Here is a 21,002-nt window from a genome sequence, read left to right on the forward strand (position 1 = left end):
CGGTGCCTATGTGGAAAGAACCCCTGCATTAGGCGCGGTGACTTGGTTCGGCCTGGGTGCGCGGCCTCATCGGATGGCTGTCGAAGAGTGGAAGGATAGCCCAGACGAGAGGGCCGCCTTTTTCCGAAGAATGGCGGCAACGTTAGATATCGAAGACAAGGAGCACTTTAAGCTCACGATGGCTGTGAGCGTAGCGGAACGCGCCTATCACAATGCGGAGAGAGGGATATCGTGATGCAGCAAGAGGAAAAACTGAGTGTCAACCTGCATGTCAATGGCCGTCATCATCGGCTGGATGTTGCGCCGCGATGGACGCTGGCGGATGTGCTCCGCCACCAGATTGGCCTCATCGGGACCCATATCGGATGCGAACAGGGGGTCTGTGGTGCCTGTACCGTGTTGATGGATGGAGAGCCGGTTCGGAGTTGCCTTACCTTTGCCACTCAGGCAGAAGGGCACGCTATTACCACGGTGGAAGGAATAACACCGGATGACGGGCTATCGCCCTTGCAGAAGGCATTTCGCGATCACCATGCTCTGCAATGTGGCTACTGCACTCCCGGGATGTTACTGACGGCGACCGCGCTGCTGGAACGGGATCCTCATCCCGATGAAGAGACCATTCGCGAGGCACTCACAGGCAACTTGTGTCGATGTACCGGCTATCAGTTCATTGTTGATGCGGTAATGGCAGCACGTGTGGAAGGGAGAGATGCGGAATGACACAAGCGATGCGTCCTCAAATGATGGGAGCGCGGGTATCCCGCGTAGAAGACCCGCGATTGCTCAGTGGGCAAGCGCGCTATCTGGATGACGTGGTGGTGCCGGGAATGTTGGAAGTGGCCTTTGTTCGTTCCCCGCATGCTGCCGCAGAAATTCTGTCTGTCGACGCAGATGAGGCGGCTGCGGTTCCTGGCGTCCATGCCGTGATGACGTTTGAAGATTGCCCTGTTTTATTGTGGGAGAAAAAAACCTATAAGGTCGGTCAGCCGGTGTTGGCTAATAAGGAAGTCGCCTACGTCGGGCAGCCTGTGGTGGCAGTGATCGCCGAAAATCGCTACATCGCAGAAGATGCGTGTGAACTGGTTCGCATCCAATATAGGCCATTGACACCGGTATTAGCGATGCGCGACGCGATTCACGAGGAACCACGCCGTGTTCACGCCGAGGCGGAAAATGTATTCTTTCATAGTCAATATGCCACGATCGGATTCGATGAGGCGTTTAGCGCGGCCGCACATCATTTGAAGACCAGCTTTCGCACCAATCGTCAAACGGCGGTGTCGATAGAGGCACGTGGTACCGCTGCGATGTTGGATCCTGCGAGTGGGCGAATGACCGTCTATGCCTCCACCCAGTCTCCGCACCGGATGAGAGAAGATATCAGTACCTTGCTCGAGATTCCTGAACATCTGGTACGGGTGATTGTGCCGGAAGTAGGCGGAGGCTTTGGGATGAAAGCCAATTGTTATCCCGAGGACATTGTGGTCGTGCGGGCGGCACAAAAGCTTCGCAAACCAGTGAAGTGGATGTCGGACCGCACCGAGTCATTATTGTCCGATGTGCATGCCCGGGATGACATCCATGATGTTGAGGTGGCGTTTGAGTCAGATGGGAAAATTGTGGCGATTCGCGACCACTTAATGGCGGATGGTGGAGCCTACCCAGCCTATCCGTTTTCGGGTGCAGTCGGTGAGACCAGCCTGGCGTCGCGGGTGTTAACCGGCCCCTATGACATCGCGCATCTGTCGACGCTCATTGATTGCACATATTCCAACAAAACGCCGCTAGGCGCCTATCGAGGCGTGTGGGGACCGATTGCGTCCTTCATTCAAGAAGGGATTGTGGAGCGGATCGCGCGCGCTCTCGAGATGGATCCGGCGGAGGTCCGGCGACGCAACATGATTCGGCGAGAGCAGTTTCCTTATCGCAATGCCGCTAAGATGACCTATGATGCCGGGTCCTATTTGGAATCAATGGAAGAAGCCTTGCAATTAATAGATTATGACGAGTTTCGTCAGCGCCAGCATCAAGCGCGTGCGAACGGGCGCTACCTCGGGATTGGTCTTTCCGTGTTTGTCGAGCCCACGGCAATGGCGTCTTCAGAAGCGGGCTCCGTAGGATATGAATCCTGTACCATTCGCATTGAGCCGTCCGGACGGGTGACCGCGGCGTTTGGGCTCGGCCCCTCGGGGCAGGGTCATGAAACCACCATGGCACAAATTCTTGCTGACCAATTAGGAGTTCGCTTTGAAGATATCGTAGTGTTGCATGGAGATACCGATAGTGCCCCCTATGGGGGTGGCACCGGGGGCAGTCGTTCCGGACCGATTGGCGGGGGAGCGGCCATTGTGGCAGGACGGCAAATGCGGGAACGTTTGGTGAAGTATGCGGCGAACCTGCTCGAAGCGGGAGAAGAAGATATTGAATTAGGTGACGGCAAAGCCTGGGTGACGGGAGTGCCCGATCGCTCGATTGCGATTCGAGCCATTGCTGAAACAGCTTATACCGACGTGCGGAAGATTCCAGAGGGTCTACCGATTGGACTGGAATTGACGGCTCGCTACTTACCTCAGCGGCCGGTGACGTTCTCGAATGGTACGCATGTGGCTGAGGTGGAAGTGGATGTGCATACAGGGACGGTGCGGGTAACCCGCTATGCGGTGGTGAATGATTGTGGCACGCTCATCAATCCCACCATCGTTGAAGGGCAAATCCATGGTGGAGTGGCTCAAGGTATAGGGGCGGCCATTTTGGAGGCATTGCACTATGACTCCGACGGGCAATTGACGACCACCTCACTATTGGACTATCTGTTGCCGGAAAGCACCGATGTTCCGAGAATTCTCATTCGTCACCTCGAAACGCCCTCGGAGGGTGAGGGCGGCATTAAGGGGATGGGAGAAGGCTCGTTAATTGCTGCCCCTGCCGCGGTCGTCAACGCAATTTCCGATGCATTGGCACCGTTTGGCGGCATGGTGGACACCTTGCCGGTGACGCCAGAGATGGTACTGAAGATGGTGGAACAGGCCAACCAATAACCGTGACGATTGGGGAGAGTCCGCTCATTTCAGTGAGGTGAGGGGACTCTCCGTTTCGACATTAAAGATTTGGAGGTGCATTGGTGCGAATTGACGACATGTTTTCCATGAAAACGTGGGGGCAGCTAGCCTGGAATCCGGTACGGCCGCAATTATATTTTTGTGAAAGCGTTCCTGACAAACGCGGTAATCGCATGCAGCATCGAATTATGAGGCTCGACACCCGTGATGCACAACGCGAACCCATCGCACTGACGCAGGGGACCCATGATCAGCGCCCGGTGTGTTCGCCCGATGGTAACTGGATAGGGTTTCTGAGTCGGAGATCGGGCAGCTCGCAAGTATGGCGTATGGCCGTAGATGGGGGTGAAGCCATTCAAGTCACCGATGTCGAGGGGGGGGTCAAGGATTTCACGTTTTCCCCAAACGGGGATGCGGTGGTGATTGTCACTCATCTCATGCATGGATTACTTGAAAAGACGCACCCGGCAGCTGATGTGGCTCCGGACTGGTCCGACAGTGAACTGGAGGACCACTACAATAAAGACGTCCGGCATATTGTCCATCAATACTACAAATTAGATGGTACCGGCTTCTTTGATCAGGGACGAGACCAATTGGTCTATGTGTCGATAGACAGCGGGGAAATGGAGCTCTTGACTAGCGGCTTTGATCATTGTGCTGAGCCGGTCTTCGATGCGTCCGGACAGCACTTATATTTTCTCCGGCGTCCCTATGACAGTCAGTACCAACATCCGTCCATCACCAGGGTGGAGAAGCTCGACCTGGTAAATCACCAACGCGTCACGCTATCCTTGCCGGACCTGGCCATTAGCGGGTTGGCTCTTTCAGAGGATGGTACGAGGTTGGCTTTTTGCGCGAGTGATCCCCAGAAGATGGGGTATGGACTCACGGTGCTCTATCAATATGCGCTCGACACCGCAACACTCACCGACTTGTCCGGAGCCCTCGACCGTTCTGTCGGAGATGAGAGTGCTACCGATGTTCCTGCGCTATCCAGCGCACGCCCTATATGGTACAAGAACGCCGTCTACATGTTGTTGTCTGATGAGGGACGGGTGATGGTCGCGGCGTTTCAACCGTCCGCGGTGCGTCGCCTAGATGACCAGAAGCGCGTGGTATACGATTTTGCGTTGAGCGATGGGCGGTTGGCGATGGCCCTCTCCGATCCTACCCATCCTTCTGGGATGGTGTTGGCGGCACTTGATGATGCAGCCCGTGAAGACATTATTTGGGCTCCTCGGTCATGGACGGGGCTTCAACCAGTGGAACCGCAAGAAATCTTTGCTTCTGAGCAAGATGGTACCAAAGTGCACACCTGGGCGTTGTTTCCTCCTGAAGCATCTGACCAGGTGCCGGCGATTTTAGAGATTCATGGAGGACCGATGTCGATGTATGGCTATCGTTACCATCATGAATTTCAATGTTTAGTGGCCGAGGGATATGCGGTAGTCTATACCAATCCGCGTGGTTCGCAAGGTTACGGAGAAGCATTTTGTCAAGCGATTATCGGGGATTGGGGTAATCGCGATTATCGCGATGTGAGTGCCGGTTTGGATGCCGCTATTGCCGCCTGGCCTCGCATTGACCCCGAACGTCTCGGGGTTGCGGGAGGGAGTTATGGGGGATTTATGGTGAACTGGATGATTAGCCATTCGGACCGTTTTAAAGCGGCAGTGACGATGCGATCGGTGGTCAACCGATTTAGCGCGATGGGTTCGAGCGACCTGGGATGGCTACGCGTACCCCAATATGGTACGCGCCCTTGGTGGGAAGATCCGGAACCATATTGGCAGCAATCACCGCTACGCTATGCATCCAACATTCATACCCCGCTATTGATTGAGCATCAAGAAAAGGACTTCCGTTTGCCGATTGAACAGGGCGAGCAATTGTATAGTGCCCTAAAATATCTTGGACGTCCTGTTGAAATGATGATTTATCCCGATGAATCCCATGGTATGAGCCGACAAGGGAAACCATGGCATCGCATTCATCGCTTGCGCAGTATTGTCAGCTGGTTTAACCGTTATTTGGGCTAGTGGGACTCGTAACGATGTGGCAATGAGCCACCCAGGGTCCATTGGACTTCTGCGATTGCTGGTGAATCGACGGCGGTGGTGCCGGTTTCCGGATTCTTGTCGTGGATGCGGGATCGTGATTTCATCTGAAAGACGTCCGCTGAAGTTATCATTTCACCAGGAGTACTTATGGGGAGTATCGTGTACCGTGTAAACACTCTGGCGTGGGTCGACAGTGCTCGGTCGGGTAGCGGAGACATTCCAAAAGATTGGCGCCAGCGATATATAATAAAGATGCCGCGTCTCCGAAATGGTCGGAGGACGCGGCATCATCGCATTACGACTCTTGAATGGTGACCTCTGTCATATGATCACCTTGCCGAATGGCATCCAGGACATCGAAGCCATCGACCACCTGTCCAAACACCGTATGTATGCCATCGAGGTGCTGCTGGGGACTGTGGCAGATGAAGAACTGGCTGCCACCCGTGTCTTTTCCTGCATGGGCCATGGAGAGAGAACCACGAACATGCTTATGCGGGTTACCAGCGGTTTCACACTTAATGGTATATCCTGGCCCCCCTGTGCCATCACCTCGGGGACATCCTCCCTGGATGACAAAGTTGGGAATGACGCGGTGAAACGTGAGGCCATTATAGAAGCCAGATTGGGCCAGTTTAGAAAAGTTTTCAACCGTTCCGGGAGCTTCATTGGGATAGAGGTCGAGTACCATCCGTCCCTTATCGGTGTCGATTACCGCTTGCATCTAATGTAATCCTCCTTATTGTGATCTCTGCGTGATCTTGGGGAGATCCGAGTACGCTACCGGTGTGTGCTTTTTGATTCGGTATCACCGGTACAGCCCTTCTATTATACCGTGATTTGCCGATCATTCATGAGATCCTGTGCCAGGGCCATTTCATCCGCCGTTAACGGCTCATCGATGAGGTCATAGCAAGCCTTAAATCCGGCATACAGGGCTTGCGCCACGCCCTCGGTAGTGAGGTGCGAAAGGCCTGGGAGGTCACTGAGGGAGGTCACAGCTTTCGGATTCAGTACCAAGTCGCTTCCCGCCCGTTCATAAAACTCTTGTAATATGGCCGTGCTATAGTACGGATCTTGGCGGACCAATAGCATGCCGCTGACCAGGGCGAATCCGCCGCGAATCGCTTGGGCAATGCCAGCAATTTTGCGGCCATTGACGACCAGATCGTAGGGACCTTCACAATAGCTACCCACGGCGCGGCCGAATTCGCTGGTAATGCCGATGGTCGCCAGCCCATCAATGACGGGTTGGCCCATAGTGCGGAAATTTTGTTCCCACATCGTAAAATAGCGGCAGGGTTGGCTGGTGGCGAAACTCAAACATTCCCCATCCAACAGAACCGCTGACCCCCCGCCGATGCGCATGAAGACTGGGAAGCCTTTGGCATTGAGCCAGGCGACCGCTTGATCGAGATAAGGTAAACGGCGATCTTTAGGACCGAGGAGCACATAAGGTTCTTGGTGCCGAATTACGACCGCGCTTGAACGTTGGTCTGCACTCCAGCGGGCAATGGTTTCCGCCAGTACCGGAGAAAGCCGCATATAGTCGGTTGGGGCATCTTTCGATAGTAGTACAAAGCGCGCCTGCATTATCGTCACTTCCATAACTAAGGTAATTGGCATGTTTTCGAGTCTTCGTCTATCCTATACGTTGTACCGTACTACTGAACGACGGTCAAGGAGGACGCGCGGTGGAACGTTGGGGACAACTGCTGTTTAGATTAGGAACCGCTGTATGGCTGGGCACCATCTTTTTTTTGTTCTTCGGCGTGGCCACGGTGGTGTTTAAGGTGATACCGATGCCCTATTCGGGTCGACTAGTGGATGCGGTGTTTCCCATTTATTATGGCATTGGCTTTGTATTCGGTGGTCTGCTGTTATTGGGGGCGTTGTTACGGTTGGGGACTCAGCGGCTGTTAAGCGGCTATATTTTGTCCGCGGTTGGGGTGGTCAACTTGCTTTTGGTCTGGTGGGCCGATGTGGTGCTGAGACGCATGAATCATGTCGCAGCGGGCAGTGCACCCTTTCGGGCATGGCATCAGGAGTCTGTGGTGATCAGCATTGCGATTTTTCTGGTGGTGTTATTTGGCTTGGTATTTGAGGCACTGGCCACATGAGCGCACCATCCTTATGGAAGCCGTGCGATGAGCTCCACGTCCACGTGTTAGACGAGGAGTGGACCCTTGATGCCAGTCTCCATCATGAGGTCGAAGACTACTGGCGTCATTTGCAGCGTCGTGGGACGGACTTCTTTCGTGGGCCCGTACTGACGGTGGAAGGTATCGAGTCGTTCTCTTTGGAAGACCACATTTACGCGCGGTGGACCGACTATGCACACTTTCTGTATAGTCGCCAGTTCTTGAAGCCTCATGACCGAGGCTATGTGCGGGTGTTGTTTGCGGCCGGATGTCTCGTGACCGCCGAAGGCGATTGGTTGGTGGCCATGATGAATGAAGCGACTACCCGTCCCGGGTGGATTCAAGTGGTGGGAGGGTCCCCTACCCCGGAGGATGTGGTGGAAGGGCAATTCTGCGCGATGACATCAGTAGCGCGCGAGATGCGCGAAGAGACTGGATTTAACAGCCAAGATGTCACTCAGGTGCGAAACATGGCGGTGAAGGGCTATACCGTGGATGCCGTCGATATGAGTATCGCGGTGGCCGTTCGAGTCGATATGGCGCTTTTTACTCATGAGGCACTGCAACACTTCCGACAACACCGGGCGATGGAGGAACGTCCCGAATTGAAAAAGCTGTTGGCTTTGCCTAGCGGGGAGTCGGGAGTGCGTCGCTTAAAGGAGTTCGGGGAGCCGACCGTGCGGTACTTACTGGCACTATTGACGGCCCCCGAACTGCGGTGAGAGTGGTCAAGATGCGGGGGAGACTAGAGCCATTCGACGCGATAGTCCTTCAGCCAAGCGTTGGTCTGGACCAGAAAAGCAAACAATTGGGCATTGCCCATAAGCTGGCCGAACCACGGAATTTGCTCAGCCTGCGGTCCCGCCTGCATCACGTGGCGCACGACCTCGCGATCGACCAGTGGTCCTAGCGGTTCCTCGGAATTGTCTAAGATTTCGCTGAGCCGCTTTGCCATGGCGTGAAAATAGCTCGGATTTGGTGTCGAGGGATAGGGGGATTTTTGTCTCATCAAGACGTCGTCAGGAAGCCAGCCTTGAGTCGCTCGACGGAGTATTCCTTTCGTCACACCTCCATAGTTTTTCATATCCCAGGGAATGTTGAACACGTAATCGACTAACCGATGGTCACAAAATGGCACCCGGACTTCGAGACTGGCGGCCATGGTCATGCGGTCTTTGCGTTCTAATAGCGTGGGCAAAAACCGAGTAATACTGAGATAGCTAATTTCCCGTATTCTGCGCTCATGGGAGCTATCTCCAGAAAGTCGGGGGACTTCGGCGAGTGCTTCATTATAGCGTTGGGCAACATATTGGACCGGTTGAATGGCCTCTCGAAAATCTCTATTTAAGATGCGAACCCGGTCTTCTAGTCGAAGAGACCAGGGAAAGGTATTGGCGCGTAACGCGTCTTCACGGTGAAACCAAGGATAACCGCCAAAAATTTCGTCTGCAGCCTCGCCGGACAGACCAACCGTGGCCAGCTTTTTAATCTCCTGAGCAAACACCAAGAGGGATGTATCGACGTCGGCGTGTCCGGGAAGATCGCGCGCATGCAAGGCCGGAAGCAAGTAGTGATCCAGTTGCGGCGTATCTAACTCGATGCGGTGGTGAACCGTTTCCAGATATGCGGACACTTTTTCAACCCAGGGAGCATCCATGTTGGTCTGAAACCCGTTATTTGTGAAGTAGCGGGCCATATCTTTGAAATCGATCGAAAACGTATGAAAAGGTCCGCGAGCGTGTTCGATGGCATATCGCGCGGCTACGGCGGTGACCAAGCTGGAATCTAAGCCACCGGACAAAAGCGTGACCACCGGAACATCCGCCACCATTTGGCGCTCTATAGCGTCTTCCAGGAGAGTGCGAATGGTGGCGGCCGTCCGGTCAACATCGTCTTCATGAGGGTGCGCCGTCAGGGTCCAATAGGGTCGTACACGAGTGTGCGAAGGGGTATGCACCAATAGATGCCCGGGACGCAACTCATGGATGTCTTTAAACACGGCGTGGCCCGGTGTTCGGGAAGGGCCGAGCGCAAACACCTCAGCTAAACCGTCCCGGTCAACACGATGCGATACCAGAGGATGGGTGAGTAGTCCCTTAAGCTCGGAGGCGAACAAAAAACTCCCCTGGGACTGGGAGTAAAAGAGCGGTTTTACTCCCAGTCGATCGCGTGCCAGAAATAGTGATCGTTCTTGACTACTCCATATGGCAAAGGCGAAGATGCCATTAAACCGCTCCACGGCCCGTTCTCCCCAGGCAATATAGGCGGTGAGCAAGACTTCAGTGTCCGAACGCGACTGAAAGTGATAACCGAGCGATTCAAGCTCTGTGCGTAGTTCCTGAAAATTATAGAGTTCCCCGTTATAAACCACGGTGTACACCCGATCCCCGTAGCGGCGCGACATCGGCTGCATGCCTCCCTCGGGGTCGATGACGATGAGCCGACGGTGGGCCAGCGCCGCGTTCGCGCTCACCCAGGTGCCACTACCGTCTGGACCACGACAAGTCATGGCTTGGTTCATATTCTCGAGCCGAGTTTGTTCCCGACTCAAGTCTCGGTTGTAGTCAATCCAACCGGCAATGCCGCACATACAAACGCCTCCTTCGAGTCAATCGGCGAAAACCTTTTATGGTCTGGTTGGTTCTCGTCGCAAAATACCCTATGCTTAGAAGCGTTGGGAAGCTTCGCTAGGCATGAGGGAGATTGCTGGAACTGAAGAAAAATAATGCCATTTGGTGTAGGAGGCAGGCAATGATCGCTCTCGCGATGGGCAGTCAATCTGATTGGGAGACATTGACCCATTCAGCAGCCATATTGAAGGAATTCGCTGTGAACTATACGGCTCATGTGATCTCGGCACACCGGACCCCGCAGAGGATGATGGACTTTGCGCAAAACGCCCATTTGAACGGGTACCAGGTTATTATCGCGGCGGCCGGTGGTGCGGCGCATTTGCCCGGCATGATCGCCAGTCGGACCCTCATCCCGGTTGTCGGAGTGCCGGTACAAAGTGCTGCGTTGCATGGGGTGGATTCATTGCTGTCGATCGTGCAGATGCCGGGGGGAGTGCCGGTCGCCACGATGGCGATAGGGAAGGCCGGGGCCGTCAATGCGGCTCTATATGCACTGCAAATTCTGGCGCTAGGAGATGCTGAGATTGCCGAACGTCTCAAGGCATATCGGACTTCTCAAGAAATGATGGTGCTAGACCAAGATCGGGTGGTGAAATCATGGAGCGAATAGTACCGATTGGGGGGACCATAGGAATTTTAGGAGGCGGGCAGTTGGGCCGGATGATGGCGATTGCCGGTCGGGAAATGGGATTGCACACGGTGGTCTGGGATCCTCAAGCAGGGGGACCTGCTTCGGAAGCTTCCGATGGCGAAGTGGCTGCTGCATATCATGACAGTCGCGCCTTCGAGCGATTTGTCGATCAAGTGGATTGCGTCACGTATGAATTTGAAAATGTGGACTTGGAATTAGCGGAATCGTTAGAACGCCATCGGCGGGTGTCGCCAGCTCCGGAACTGCTTCGGGTGAGTCGTAATCGGTTACGGGAAAAAGAGCGGGCACGGCAGTTCGGATGTGCGACCACCGCATTTGCTCGAGTGGGACAGGTGAATGACCTGGAGGAAGCTGTGGCGACTCTCGGCGTACCCGGCATTCTCAAAACCACGGAAGGGGGGTACGACGGCAAGGGACAGTTGAGAATCGACCTAGAGACGGATTTGGCAAAAGCCTACCACGTACTAGCATTAGAGGGCCAGGAATTGATTTACGAACAGATGGTGTCCTTTAGTCAAGAAGTGTCGGTGGTGGTGGCCCGCAGTCTGGAGGGACGTATCGAAACCTTTCCTGTCACCGAGAATCATCATAATCGTGGAATTCTGGACCTAAGTATTGTTCCCGCGGAGGTGTCATCGGAGGCGATTGAAGAAGCTCTTTACGCAGCGCGCGTGATGGCGGAGGGACTCGGGTTGGTCGGAGTGATGGCGTTGGAGTTTTTTGTCACCGATAATGGACAGGTATTATTTAATGAAATGGCACCTAGACCACATAACTCTGGTCACTGGACTATTGATGGAGCGTCCATATCGCAGTTTTCTCAACATATGCGGGCTGTTGCCGGTTACGATATCGAGAAGCCGCAACTGTTATCTTGTGCGGTCATGATGAATCTACTCGGGGAGCTCTTCGAAGCAGGGCTCGGTCGCTTACCGGAGGTGTTAGCGATTCCGGGGGTGCATCTCCATTGGTATGGTAAGACAGTCATGAAGCCGGGCCGCAAGGTGGGGCACCTAACCATTCTGGCACAAACACGTCAAGAGGCGCTCGAGAGCGCTCGGAAGGCTAAAGAGATTCTTGGTGGAGAGTGGACCTATGGGGCGTGAGAGCCGTCGCGATGAGATTTTAGAAAAAGCGGCGGCACTATTCGCCCAAAAGGGTTTTCGGGCCACCACGGTACGCGATATTGCAGACGAGGTCGGTCTTCTTTCCGGTAGTCTTTATGCGCACATTCACAGTAAAGAGGAGCTTTATTTAGAGATTGTCCGCCGAGCGGCAGGAGAATTTACCGATGCCGTGTCTCCTTATACGCGAGGGTATGAACCAATACAGGCGATACGGCAGATGGTAGTATCCCACCTTGGCGTGATTGAACGCTCTTATGTTTGGGCGCACGTGTACCTGGACGACGACAGTCAGCTCACCGAAACTACGCGGATGGTAGCACGCTCGCTGCGTCACCAATACGAGACGCTTTGGGATCGGGTCATTACGGAGGGAAAAGCCGCCCACCAATTCCGCGTCAGCGACGTCGGGATGACGCGCCTCTTTTTGTTATCGGCGCTCAATGGGGTGAGTCGTTGGTATCGACCCAATGGCCGTCTTTCCGGGCACGAGGTAAGTCAGTTGTATTTGGATTTGGCGCTTAGGGTCCTGGGAGCGTTTGACATCCCGAATGACACGGGAATAGAATGTTAATAAAGCAAATGCTTGGTATAGGGGGGGCAAAGATCGTGGCCGAAGAGTTGACATCCCAAGAGGAGTACTTCTTAGAACGCGTAGATCGCGGAGACCGGATTGAAGCCGACGACTGGATGCCGGAGGATTATCGGCAGCAATTGGTACGATTGATTGCCATGCATGCGGTGAGCGAGATTATGGGAGCCCTGCCGGAAAAAGAGTGGGTCCCGCGCGCTCCGACTTTATACCGAAAGCTGGCTATTACCGCGAAGGTCCAAGATGAGGTCGGTCATGGGCAATTGCTGATCCGGGTCGCGGAGGATCTCATGCGCCCTTGGGGCCAAACACGAGACAATATCATGGGTGATTTATTTTCAGGACGCTTAAAATATCACAATGTGTTTCATATGGAAACGCCAACCTGGGCGGATGCTGGCATTATTGGATGGTTAGTGGACGGAGCCGCAGTGATTACCCAAGGCATGTCATTATCGTGTTCTTATGCTCCATATGCTCGTGCATTGCAGCGGATTGTCGAAGAAGAAGGCTTTCACATTCAACATGGAGAGAGTATTTGCATGGCGCTGGCCGAAGGGACCCCCATGCAACGTGCGATGTTGCAAGATGCGCTTAATCGCTGGTGGCCCGCACTACTGATGTTCTTCGGACCGCCGGAGAAAAGTGAAATGTCAAGCCATCAACTCCGCAATATGCGCTATAAGATTCGATCCAAGACCAACGAAGAGTTGCGGCAACGGTTTTTCACCAAATATGTGCATCGCATCTGGTCATTAGGACTGACCATTCCCGATGCAACGTTGTCGCAAGACTCAGAATCGAAATTATGGACCTACCAGCAACCGGATTGGAATCAGTTTCGAGAAATCGTCAATAACCATGGGCCACGATCACAGCAACGGTTGGGGCTGAGACGTACCAGTTATGAAGAAGGGGCTTGGGTACGGCAAATGATTGTGCGATCGCATCGCACAGCGGAGGCCTTATGAGCGAAGAACTAGATGTGTATGAGGTGTTTAGCCAGAAAGACGCGATGAGCCCCCATACACATGTCTTTAATGTGTTGGCTTCATCGCCCGAAATGGCCTTATCGTTGGCCGAAGAAAACTTTTTCCGACGGGAGACCTTTGCGAATTTGTGGGTGGTGCGGCGCGACCATATTTTTCAACTGGGGTTTCAGGATCGCGATGGATTTAACAAGACCCCGAAATCGTATCGCGTGACCGATGATTATAAATACTTGCGTGACAAGTGGCGCTATTATCGAGAACATCCAATGAAAGGCAGTCGCGAATCGGGGGAGGGGACGGAAGAGCATGGCCCAAAAACTGTGGTCGATTGAGGATGTGCGGCAGGATCCCGAACTCTTAGGGGTGGTTCGGATGCTTCTCCTGCAAATGGCCGATGATGATTTAATCATGGGATTTCGCGATCAGGAGTGGCTCGGTCTGGCGCCCCACATTGAAGAAGACGTGGCCTTTGGTTCTATTGGGCAGGAAGAGATCGGCCATGCGGCCCATTACTATCAACTGCTAGAAACCTTAGGCGACGGATCGGCTGATGACCTGGCCTCATTGCGACCGGTGGAAGAGCGACGCAACAATGTGCTGGTGGAGCAGCCCAATGGTACCGGCGGCTACTTAGACGATCCCCACTATAATTGGGCATGGACCATCGTTCGACACTATTTCCACGACGTGTGGGAGATGTTGCGTCTTGAAGGACTGATGGAAGGCCGCATTGAGCCATTAGCTGACGTGGCACGAAAAGTGTTGGGAGAAAAACGCTATCATCGTGCGCATCAAGAACTATGGATTAAGACCATGGCTGACCATCCGGCGGCCCAAGAGCGATTGCGTGAGGCACTTGGTGAAACAGCACGGTGGGCCAAGGATGTCTCGGACTTTGGCCCCGTTGCATCGGCGGTTCACGAGATGGGAATTATTCCTCGGGCGGACCTCTTGGTAGAGCGCTTCCAATCCGACCTCGGAGCATTTTTTCACCGGATGAATCTGGATTTGCCGCCTTTTGAGGAGGTCTCAGTGTGTGGTCGATGGGGGCAACACACTCCCGCGCTCTCCTCAGCCCTCAGGACATTGTCCGAGGTCTATCGTTTAGATCCCGCGGCTCAGTGGTAAGGGAGATGATGGGGATGCCGACGAGTGATGAAAACGAGTTACTGGCGGTTCTCTCCGGGATTAATGATCCGGAAATTCCTTTTGTGAGCATTGTCGATTTAGGGATGGTTGATGACCTGACAATGGCTGAGCACGATATTAAAGTATCGTTGATGCCGACCTTTATTGGCTGCCCAGCCCAAGGTATTATTCGCGACCAAGTTCTCGCGCAATTACGCGCACGTTGGCCTGGTTATCATATCCAGGTCAGTTTTGAAGTGCGGCAACCGTGGTCGACCGATCGCATCACGGAACGAGGGCGCGAAGCCTTGAAGCGTCGGGGAATCGCACCGCCAGGGAAGAATTTGGACGATGTTTGCTGTCCGTTTTGTGGTGAGTCCCACGCTATTCTCGAGAATATGTTTGGCGCGACCTCCTGCCGGAGCTTATATTATTGTTCCCAGTGTCGCAATCCTTTCGAGGCGTTTAAACCCCTATAGGTGGTCCGTCACACGGCACGTAGAGGAAACAGCCCGGTCGTGTCATTTACTTTGCGGAGAATTATTGTAAAGTAGACACAGGACATGTTTCAAGAGAAGTTTTGCGGACAATTTGTGATAAGAGAGTGGGTGTGTGGGTGACAGAGGTGCATGAAGCCCCCCCGATGAGAGCGGAGAGCGTATTGAAGGATTACGTCACATTGACTAAACCACGAATCATTGTCTTGCTGGCGATCACAGCCTATTGTGCCATGGTGGTGGGTGCGGGACATTTTCCTAGTATTTGGGTGACGGTCGACACCCTTTTAGGATTAGCGTTGTCTACTGCGGGTGCGCACAGTATCAATATGTGGTATGACCGTGATATTGATGCTCTGATGAATCGAACCCGTCGCCGTCCATTGGTGACAGGACGGATTCAACCAAAAAGCGCGGTGTACTTCGGAATTGCGCTGGAATTGGCATCTATTGTCTTATTAGTAGCGACCGTCAACGTGCTGACGGCAGTATGGACCACGGCCGGATTTCTTTTTTACGTTTTTATTTATACGTTTTGGCTCAAGCGGCGGACTCCCCAGAACATTGTCATTGGCGGGGCTGCCGGGGCATTTCCGCCATTGGTTGGGTGGGCTGCAGTCACAAACCATGTGAGCGTTGCGGCGGGACTTATGTTTCTGATTGTCTTTTTATGGACCCCACCGCACTTTTGGGCGCTTGCTTTATACAAAAAAGAGGACTACCAGCGGGCTAAAATCCCGATGATGCCTGTGGTACGGGGCGAGTCGGTGACGAAATGGCAGAGTATCGTGTACGCCGGATTGTTACTGTTGGCATCGATCGCGCTCTACGCGACCAAGACGGTGGATATCTGGTATCTGGTGATTGCACTAATTCTTGGACTGGGGTTCTTGGTGGTTCATGTGCCACTCTTGAAAGAGAAGCTACCCAATGTACGGTGGGCTAAAAGGACGTTTCATGTCTCGCTGTGGTATATGACCGGTATCTTTGTTGCTATGGTGGTCGGAACCGTCGTTCATTAGAACTGCGAGCATCCAGAAATGGGGGCGAGGGCAGGGAATGACGGTTGGACCACGAGTCCTTCTGTAGATGAATGTACTTTTGCCGTATAGAGGTGTTTGTGGGGTAGAGATGGTAGTTTTGGTTACACTATCCAATGAGCGCTCGTCGACGGTGACATGCCTCTGATGCCAGAGGTGGTCACGGGAGGTCTCAAAGCGAGCACGATCGCATGGATATGGCCGCGGTAATGTTTGTCGCTGCGGTGCTGACTGGTGTTGCGATGGTGTTTGTTCCACGGCCCGCATCGCATGTACAAAGACCAGGAAAACCCTTTCAGTGGGTGTCATGGATTGTCGTGGCCTATATCGTCGTTCTCGGACTTGCAGTGCACACCTCCCTGACGGAGGAACTCGAATTTCACTGCGCCGTGGGTGCTCTCGGTGTTCTTGGGGTGCTTGCGGTGTTTCTGATGGCGCGGAGACTGAAGCGAGACCGTCCCTGGGTGTCGAAACTGGTGCATCTGGCATGGGGCCTGGTGATGATTGAAGCGCTCACGGGTATCCTGCTGCTGTGGAACCCGAAGGTCCCCTGGTTGCATGACGTGCATGGGGCGGCATTTCCTCTACTGGTGGCGGCCTTGGTTATAATCGCCGTTGATGGGAATGGAGCGCGCCAGGGTTAGGGCATGACATTTTGAATGAGGATTGGAGGAGGGTCAGAATGCGCCCTAACTATCGCGTATTGTCTGTCTATTTGATTGGGATTTTCATCGGCGCGCTAGACACTAATGTATTGGCGCCGGTGTTTCCTCTTATTATGCATGGATTTCATATTCGATTGGCCGTGGCTGCGTGGACCATTACGGCCTATACGGTGGCATACATTGCGTCTACCGTGCTCTCAGGTGCACTGGGGGATAAGCTGGGCCATAAAAAGTTATTTTTGTGGGGAATTGTCGCGTTTATGCTGGCTTCGCTTTTGGCCGCAGTGTCGCCGACTTTTTGGGTATTCATGTTGGCCCGTGTCATTCAGGGGGCGGGAGCAGGGGCGGTGTACCCCAATGCCCAAGCGGAGGGCATCAGAGAATTTCCTCCTGAGCGCCGAGGCATGGCGCTGGGAATATTTGGGGCGGTATTTGGTCTCGCTAGTGTCTTAGGACCGACCTTGGGTGGGGCGCTGGGCCAATTTTTTGGCTGGCCTGCGGTGTTCCTTGTCAATGTGCCGATTGCGCTACTAGTGTTGGTGATGAGCCGCCGATTGGGTCCCTCAAAAGTTCACGACCGGGCAATGCCGGATTGGAAGGGTGGCACCAGTTTTGCGGTGCTCTTGGCCGCGGGACTGCTCACCATTATGGCACCAGGAGTGGAGCGACTGATTGCCGGAGCGATTGCCGTGGTGGCGCTGATCTTCTTTATTCAGCGAGAGCGGCGAGCGCGCACGCCATTTTTGGATCCGGGACCTCTGGGAAACCAATCGGGGGTGGCCATGATGATCGGAGCGGCTCTGATTGGACTGGACATGTCGGCCGCAGTATTTGTTCCAACCTTGGTACAACGTGACCTACACTTTTCGGTCTTAGCCTCGGGACTCGCATTATTGCCGGCGGCCTTTAGCGGAGCGATTTTGTCAGGAGTGGGCGGGGTGCTGGTTGACCGAGTCGGCCCACGCCGAATTCTAGTCGTAGGGCTAATCGCTGGTGCGATAGGCGGACTCTTACTCGCTATTCCTCCATTAAGTTTCACCCGCTTCCTGATTGCGATGGTGTTCTTCGGGCTAGGCACGGCGTTTACCATGGGGGCTCCCTTGAATCGAATGGCGCTGGCGTTGTATCGCGACGATCAGACTGGAGAGGCGCTATCGTTGGTGGCGGTCTTTCGAGGTATTGGCTTGGCTGCGGGGCCCATTATTTTGACATCAGCACAAGTGGTGCATGGATTTGAGGGGATGTTTGGGAGTGTCATGGTGGCGTCTCTATTAGGGGTGGTCGCCTTTCTCTTTGTGCCCGACGTCAATGTCAAACGGACGCCGCCGGTGGTGAGTGAGGGCAAAATTCCATAAATTGCATTGGGGATCTAGGCTAATTCCGTCAACGGCGGGTGATAATAACTGCACTACCGGAGATGGAGGTGAAAGACTAGATGGCACAAGGAAGTCATAGTGGCAATCGCGCGTTGGTGCGCGGGGCGGAGCGTGCGCTGGATCAATTCAAGTATGAAGTGGCGCGAGAAATTGGGCTTCAGGGAATAGAGGATGGGTATTGGGGCGACGTGCCGTCGCGGCAATGTGGCGCGGTTGGTGGCCAAATGGTGCGCAAAATGATTGAGATGGCTGAACAGAATCTGGCAGGACGTAGCCGGTAAAAGTTATTCATGATTGTGAAAAAAGGCCACCCCGGCGGAAATCGTGGGGTGGCTTTCATCATCGGTTCATTGACTGAGCGCTTTTAAGAAGAAGTCCAGCGTAAGGGCCCAGGCGCTACGCGCCGCATCGACATCGTACGACACCCGCGAGTCATTGAAGAATGCATGGCCAGCGGATTCATAGATCTTGTAGTGAAAGGTCTTGCCGAGGGCCTTCATGGTGTTGGCTACCTCAGGCACCGCATCGGTGATGCGGTGGTCCGTGCCGCCATAGAAACCATAAATGGGGGCTTTAATTTGTTGCATTTCCTCTTGCGTTGGCGCGGTACCGTAGTTACAGACGGCGGCCTTCGGACGCGGGTCATTGGCAGCGAGGAGGAAGGATAGTTGGCCTCCCATGCAATATCCCGTCGTGACCACGCCAGCACCGTGCGATTGGGCGTAATCAACCCAGGCCTTAAGTTGACCGATCAGTTTTTGGTTATCGCGCGGTGCAAACAATAGCCCTAAGGTTTCACGAACCTGATTGCCCTGCTCCGATGGTAATTGGTCAATGTGTTGATCACGAATGGTCGCGTCGCCCCACCCTTGCGGCGGCATAGTGTCTAAAAACTGTTTAACAGCGTGAATGCGCTCTGCGGTCAATGGCTCGGGCGTGGCCCCAAGGGAATAGAGATCCGGTGCGATGGCTTGATAGCCCGCCATGGCAAAGCGGTCTGCCATGTCTTGAATATGTTCATCGACGCCCCAAATTTCTTGAATGACGAGGACGGTGGGAAGGGTTTTATCTCCAGCGGCCTGCGGACGAACCAGGTATCCCTGCATTGACTGTCCATTGAACTGAGTTTTGATCCAAGACTGATTTAACTGCATTGTGACACCTCCTTAACCTATTGTACCGGATTTGGAAAATGTTAGGCATGTTGAGATTCTAACCATCGCTCCGCATCGATAGCGGCTTTACAGCCACTGCCTGCAGCGGTAATGGCTTGACGATAGCGGGGGTCGGCGACATCCCCACAGGAAAAAACGCCCTCTACCGCGGTGGCGGAGGTCGTACCGGTCGCGATCAAATAGCCCACCTCGTCGGTTGGCAACTGTCCATGGAGAAATGCGGTATTGGGTTGGTGTCCAATCGAGACAAAGAGTCCTTGCGCCGTGAGCAATTCCGACTGACCGGTGAGATTGTGAGTAACGCGCAGTCCCTTAAACCGGCCGCTCTCTGCGACCACTTCGGTTGGGGTGGCACTCATGACCCACCGAATTTTGGGATTGTTATGCGCGCGGTCTTGCATGACCTTCGACGCGCGCAGCGTATCACGGCGATGGACGATGGTGACCTCCGATGCGTACCGCGTGAGAAAGGTGGCCTCTTCCATGGCAGAATCACCCCCTCCGACCACAATGATGGGTTTATCTTTAAAGAAAAAGCCATCGCATGTCGCGCAGGTAGACACGCCTTTGCCGACCAGTTCGGCTTCGCCAGGAATTTTCATCATTTTCGCGGTAGCGCCCGTCGAAATGATCAGTGACTCACCAAGATGTTCTTCACCATTACTCAACGTCACTCTAAAGGGCCGCTGCGACAGGTCCACCGCGGACGCTTGAGAAAAAACGAAGCGGGCACCGAAGCGTTCGGCTTGTTTTTTCATGGCGTCCATCAAATCGGGACCCATGATGCCTTCGGGAAATCCGGGGAAGTTTTCCACTTCCGTGGTCAACATCAATTGCCCTCCGGGGTCATCACCTTCGATAACGAGGGGATTGAGGTTGGCACGCGCGGCATAAATGGCCGCTGTATAGCCAGCTGGTCCGGTACCTAAAATAATGACTTGTTCGCTCATGCTGTTCTCTCCTCTGCACAATAATCCCGCGTTCATAGTATACGCAATTTTGATCAACAGCCTCTGGACGATCCATTATAGCCCCAATCACGGAGAGACGCGATTTTTGCCGGCGGATTCGCTACACTAGGGGTAGTGCGGCAGTGGGACAAGAAAGGAACGGTATGAGCGTTGAAAGGATTAAAGCAGTTTTTGTCAAACTCGGCTCCATGGAGTCGTCGGAGCATCCGGTGGTTTTGGATTGCTGCCGCCTTGACCGTCATTATGGTGGCGCTAGCTTATATTCTCTTGTGGTTGGGGATTCAAGATAAGGTAGCGGCATGGCTCGCTCTGTTGGGGCAGGGAGTGTCCATACTTTTGACGGCATTGGCGTTTTGGGGGGCGTATCGAGCTCGTTTGCAAGATATCTTGCGTCACGGCGAGATGAAGCCATGAGCGAGTCAATCGCATAATTCCGGTTGGTGGAGGGAAATCTTTCATAAAATGCTATCCGCGGGTTCAAGCTATCTCCCATGAGGAGGTGGGCATAATGGCGGGTTGGCAAGCGGCTGGTGTGTTGATTGGGGTACTGAGTATGCAGGGAATGGTGGGGCACCCCAGTGCATTGCGGCTTTTCCACGTGGGGCACAATCAGGTGATTCTGCCGATGCGTGATGGTCGACAGGGGATGGTACAAACGGCAGCCATTGAGAGTGCTGCATTGCAGGCCACTCAAGGAGGCGAGATTCGAGGCATCACCGGGAGTGTATGGATAGGAAAGCCGGTGTGGATGTGCACGGTCTCGCGTGGTCGATCAGTATGGCATGTCATGGTCGATAAGACCAACCTTGCGGTAGTGGCAAAAATCGTGGTGCCCCAATAGATAGTGGATTGAGCCCCGACTCACTTGAGTCGGGGCTTCTGATTGCTCGT

24 protein-coding genes are annotated in these 21,002 nt (G+C 54.0%); 19 read left to right on the top strand and 5 right to left on the bottom strand.

From position 1 onward, the window contains the following. The 4 genes from ACOJWD_RS12175 to ACOJWD_RS12190 all read left to right on the top strand — a co-directional run. A partial coding sequence (locus ACOJWD_RS12175; RefSeq protein WP_486993502.1) for a hypothetical protein occupies positions 1 to 235 on the top strand: 235 nt, incomplete at its 5' end. Next, positions 235 to 723, top strand: a complete 489-nt coding sequence (locus ACOJWD_RS12180; protein ID WP_486993531.1) for a (2Fe-2S)-binding protein — start codon at positions 235 to 237, stop codon at positions 721 to 723. The genes ACOJWD_RS12175 and ACOJWD_RS12180, both read left to right, overlap by 1 nt. Next, complete coding sequence (locus ACOJWD_RS12185) at positions 720 to 3,041, top strand: xanthine dehydrogenase family protein molybdopterin-binding subunit (protein WP_486993503.1); 2,322 nt, start codon at positions 720 to 722, stop codon at positions 3,039 to 3,041. The genes ACOJWD_RS12180 and ACOJWD_RS12185 overlap by 4 nt, the downstream gene beginning before the upstream one ends. 83 nt (positions 3,042 to 3,124) lie before the next feature. Beyond that, positions 3,125 to 5,104 (top strand): S9 family peptidase, encoded by a 1,980-nt coding sequence (locus ACOJWD_RS12190; protein WP_486993504.1) that lies wholly within the window; start codon positions 3,125 to 3,127, stop codon positions 5,102 to 5,104. A gap of 316 nt (positions 5,105 to 5,420) precedes the next feature. Here ACOJWD_RS12190 and ACOJWD_RS12195 read toward each other — a convergent pair whose 3' ends face one another. Then, positions 5,421 to 5,849 (bottom strand): peptidylprolyl isomerase, encoded by a 429-nt coding sequence (locus ACOJWD_RS12195; protein ID WP_486993505.1) that lies wholly within the window; start codon positions 5,847 to 5,849, stop codon positions 5,421 to 5,423. 104 nt (positions 5,850 to 5,953) lie between these two features. Beyond that, positions 5,954 to 6,751, bottom strand: coding sequence for a lipoate--protein ligase family protein (locus ACOJWD_RS12200; protein WP_486993506.1), 798 nt, complete (start codon positions 6,749 to 6,751; stop codon positions 5,954 to 5,956). 68 nt (positions 6,752 to 6,819) lie between these two features. On the opposite strand from ACOJWD_RS12200, the gene ACOJWD_RS12205 reads away from it, so the two are divergent. Both ACOJWD_RS12205 and ACOJWD_RS12210 read left to right on the top strand, forming a co-directional pair. Then, positions 6,820 to 7,245, top strand: a complete 426-nt coding sequence (locus ACOJWD_RS12205; RefSeq protein WP_486993507.1) for a DUF4149 domain-containing protein — start codon at positions 6,820 to 6,822, stop codon at positions 7,243 to 7,245. After that, positions 7,242 to 7,988, top strand: a complete 747-nt coding sequence (locus ACOJWD_RS12210; protein ID WP_486993508.1) for a hypothetical protein — start codon at positions 7,242 to 7,244, stop codon at positions 7,986 to 7,988. Before ACOJWD_RS12205 ends, ACOJWD_RS12210 begins: the two co-directional genes overlap by 4 nt. A gap of 23 nt (positions 7,989 to 8,011) precedes the next feature. Here the strand turns inward: ACOJWD_RS12210 and asnB are convergent, their stop codons facing one another. Then, the gene (gene asnB, locus ACOJWD_RS12215; protein ID WP_486993509.1) at positions 8,012 to 9,856 is read right to left on the bottom strand and encodes an asparagine synthase (glutamine-hydrolyzing); all 1,845 of its coding nucleotides are present in this window, start codon (positions 9,854 to 9,856) and stop codon (positions 8,012 to 8,014) included. A 161-nt stretch (positions 9,857 to 10,017) separates the two neighbouring features. On the opposite strand from asnB, the gene purE reads away from it, so the two are divergent. The 11 genes from purE to ACOJWD_RS12270 all read left to right on the top strand — a co-directional run bounded on the left by purE (position 10,018) and on the right by ACOJWD_RS12270 (position 18,246). Beyond that, positions 10,018 to 10,509, top strand: coding sequence for a 5-(carboxyamino)imidazole ribonucleotide mutase (gene purE / locus ACOJWD_RS12220; protein WP_486993510.1), 492 nt, complete (start codon positions 10,018 to 10,020; stop codon positions 10,507 to 10,509). Next, entirely contained in the window at positions 10,497 to 11,657 is a 1,161-nt protein-coding gene (locus ACOJWD_RS12225; RefSeq protein ID WP_486993511.1) for a 5-(carboxyamino)imidazole ribonucleotide synthase, read from the top strand. Before purE ends, ACOJWD_RS12225 begins: the two co-directional genes overlap by 13 nt. Continuing rightward, the gene (locus ACOJWD_RS12230; protein WP_486993512.1) at positions 11,647 to 12,249 is read left to right on the top strand and encodes a TetR/AcrR family transcriptional regulator; all 603 of its coding nucleotides are present in this window, start codon (positions 11,647 to 11,649) and stop codon (positions 12,247 to 12,249) included. Before ACOJWD_RS12225 ends, ACOJWD_RS12230 begins: the two co-directional genes overlap by 11 nt. Before the next feature lie 35 nt (positions 12,250 to 12,284). After that, a complete protein-coding gene (gene paaA / locus ACOJWD_RS12235) occupies positions 12,285 to 13,238 on the top strand; it encodes a 1,2-phenylacetyl-CoA epoxidase subunit PaaA (protein WP_486993513.1) in 954 nt (317 codons plus the stop codon). Beyond that, on the top strand, positions 13,235 to 13,591 hold the full coding sequence (locus tag ACOJWD_RS12240; protein WP_486993514.1) for a hypothetical protein: 357 nt from the start codon (positions 13,235 to 13,237) through the stop codon (positions 13,589 to 13,591). Before paaA ends, ACOJWD_RS12240 begins: the two co-directional genes overlap by 4 nt. Continuing rightward, positions 13,566 to 14,387, top strand: coding sequence for a 1,2-phenylacetyl-CoA epoxidase subunit PaaC (paaC, locus tag ACOJWD_RS12245; RefSeq protein WP_486993515.1), 822 nt, complete (start codon positions 13,566 to 13,568; stop codon positions 14,385 to 14,387). Before ACOJWD_RS12240 ends, paaC begins: the two co-directional genes overlap by 26 nt. A gap of 14 nt (positions 14,388 to 14,401) precedes the next feature. Further along, positions 14,402 to 14,866: a 1,2-phenylacetyl-CoA epoxidase subunit PaaD gene (gene paaD / locus ACOJWD_RS12250; RefSeq protein WP_486993516.1), complete on the top strand. Its 465-nt coding sequence runs from the start codon at positions 14,402 to 14,404 to the stop codon at positions 14,864 to 14,866. A gap of 131 nt (positions 14,867 to 14,997) precedes the next feature. Then, a complete protein-coding gene (locus ACOJWD_RS12255; RefSeq protein WP_486993517.1) occupies positions 14,998 to 15,906 on the top strand; it encodes a heme o synthase in 909 nt (302 codons plus the stop codon). A 209-nt stretch (positions 15,907 to 16,115) separates the two neighbouring features. Continuing rightward, a complete protein-coding gene (locus ACOJWD_RS12260) occupies positions 16,116 to 16,568 on the top strand; it encodes a hypothetical protein (protein WP_486993518.1) in 453 nt (150 codons plus the stop codon). 38 nt (positions 16,569 to 16,606) lie between these two features. Beyond that, positions 16,607 to 17,944, top strand: coding sequence for an MFS transporter (locus tag ACOJWD_RS12265; protein WP_486993519.1), 1,338 nt, complete (start codon positions 16,607 to 16,609; stop codon positions 17,942 to 17,944). 80 nt (positions 17,945 to 18,024) lie between these two features. Then, entirely contained in the window at positions 18,025 to 18,246 is a 222-nt protein-coding gene (locus tag ACOJWD_RS12270) for an alpha/beta-type small acid-soluble spore protein (protein ID WP_486993520.1), read from the top strand. Positions 18,247 to 18,312: 66 nt separating this feature from the next. Here ACOJWD_RS12270 and ACOJWD_RS12275 read toward each other — a convergent pair whose 3' ends face one another. Beyond that, the gene (locus ACOJWD_RS12275) at positions 18,313 to 19,119 is read right to left on the bottom strand and encodes a dienelactone hydrolase family protein (RefSeq protein ID WP_486993521.1); all 807 of its coding nucleotides are present in this window, start codon (positions 19,117 to 19,119) and stop codon (positions 18,313 to 18,315) included. A gap of 41 nt (positions 19,120 to 19,160) precedes the next feature. After that, a complete protein-coding gene (gene trxB / locus ACOJWD_RS12280; protein ID WP_486993522.1) occupies positions 19,161 to 20,090 on the bottom strand; it encodes a thioredoxin-disulfide reductase in 930 nt (309 codons plus the stop codon). 171 nt (positions 20,091 to 20,261) lie between these two features. Here trxB and ACOJWD_RS12285 point away from each other — a divergent pair, with 171 nt between their 5' ends. Further along, positions 20,262 to 20,525 carry a hypothetical protein gene (locus ACOJWD_RS12285; protein WP_486993523.1) on the top strand — a complete coding sequence of 88 codons (264 nt, stop codon included), beginning with the start codon at positions 20,262 to 20,264 and terminating at the stop codon, positions 20,523 to 20,525. Positions 20,526 to 20,619: 94 nt separating this feature from the next. Beyond that, positions 20,620 to 20,952 carry a hypothetical protein gene (locus ACOJWD_RS12290; RefSeq protein ID WP_486993524.1) on the top strand — a complete coding sequence of 111 codons (333 nt, stop codon included), beginning with the start codon at positions 20,620 to 20,622 and terminating at the stop codon, positions 20,950 to 20,952. The last annotated feature ends 50 nt before the right edge of the window (positions 20,953 to 21,002 follow it).

Source organism: Sulfobacillus sp. TH-112, from assembly GCF_057473405.1.

Excerpts from the sequence above, each read along its gene's own strand:
- ACOJWD_RS12240 (WP_486993514.1), top strand. The coding sequence starts at position 13,235 with ATGAGCGAAGAACTAGATGTGTATGAGGTGTTTAGCCAGAAAGACGCG.
- ACOJWD_RS12290 (WP_486993524.1), top strand. The coding sequence starts at position 20,620 with ATGGCGGGTTGGCAAGCGGCTGGTGTGTTGATTGGGGTACTGAGTATG.
- paaD (WP_486993516.1), top strand. The coding sequence starts at position 14,402 with ATGCCGACGAGTGATGAAAACGAGTTACTGGCGGTTCTCTCCGGGATT.
- paaC (WP_486993515.1), top strand. The coding sequence starts at position 13,566 with ATGGCCCAAAAACTGTGGTCGATTGAGGATGTGCGGCAGGATCCCGAA.
- purE (WP_486993510.1), top strand. The coding sequence starts at position 10,018 with ATGATCGCTCTCGCGATGGGCAGTCAATCTGATTGGGAGACATTGACC.
- ACOJWD_RS12185 (WP_486993503.1), top strand. The coding sequence starts at position 720 with ATGACACAAGCGATGCGTCCTCAAATGATGGGAGCGCGGGTATCCCGC.
- trxB (WP_486993522.1), bottom strand. The coding sequence starts at position 20,090 with ATGAGCGAACAAGTCATTATTTTAGGTACCGGACCAGCTGGCTATACA.
- ACOJWD_RS12180 (WP_486993531.1), top strand. The coding sequence starts at position 235 with ATGCAGCAAGAGGAAAAACTGAGTGTCAACCTGCATGTCAATGGCCGT.
- ACOJWD_RS12210 (WP_486993508.1), top strand. The coding sequence starts at position 7,242 with ATGAGCGCACCATCCTTATGGAAGCCGTGCGATGAGCTCCACGTCCAC.
- ACOJWD_RS12270 (WP_486993520.1), top strand. The coding sequence starts at position 18,025 with ATGGCACAAGGAAGTCATAGTGGCAATCGCGCGTTGGTGCGCGGGGCG.
- ACOJWD_RS12265 (WP_486993519.1), top strand. The coding sequence starts at position 16,607 with ATGCGCCCTAACTATCGCGTATTGTCTGTCTATTTGATTGGGATTTTC.
- ACOJWD_RS12195 (WP_486993505.1), bottom strand. The coding sequence starts at position 5,849 with ATGCAAGCGGTAATCGACACCGATAAGGGACGGATGGTACTCGACCTC.
- asnB (WP_486993509.1), bottom strand. The coding sequence starts at position 9,856 with ATGTGCGGCATTGCCGGTTGGATTGACTACAACCGAGACTTGAGTCGG.
- ACOJWD_RS12200 (WP_486993506.1), bottom strand. The coding sequence starts at position 6,751 with ATGCCAATTACCTTAGTTATGGAAGTGACGATAATGCAGGCGCGCTTT.
- ACOJWD_RS12275 (WP_486993521.1), bottom strand. The coding sequence starts at position 19,119 with ATGCAGTTAAATCAGTCTTGGATCAAAACTCAGTTCAATGGACAGTCA.
- ACOJWD_RS12230 (WP_486993512.1), top strand. The coding sequence starts at position 11,647 with ATGGGGCGTGAGAGCCGTCGCGATGAGATTTTAGAAAAAGCGGCGGCA.
- ACOJWD_RS12225 (WP_486993511.1), top strand. The coding sequence starts at position 10,497 with ATGGAGCGAATAGTACCGATTGGGGGGACCATAGGAATTTTAGGAGGC.
- ACOJWD_RS12260 (WP_486993518.1), top strand. The coding sequence starts at position 16,116 with ATGGATATGGCCGCGGTAATGTTTGTCGCTGCGGTGCTGACTGGTGTT.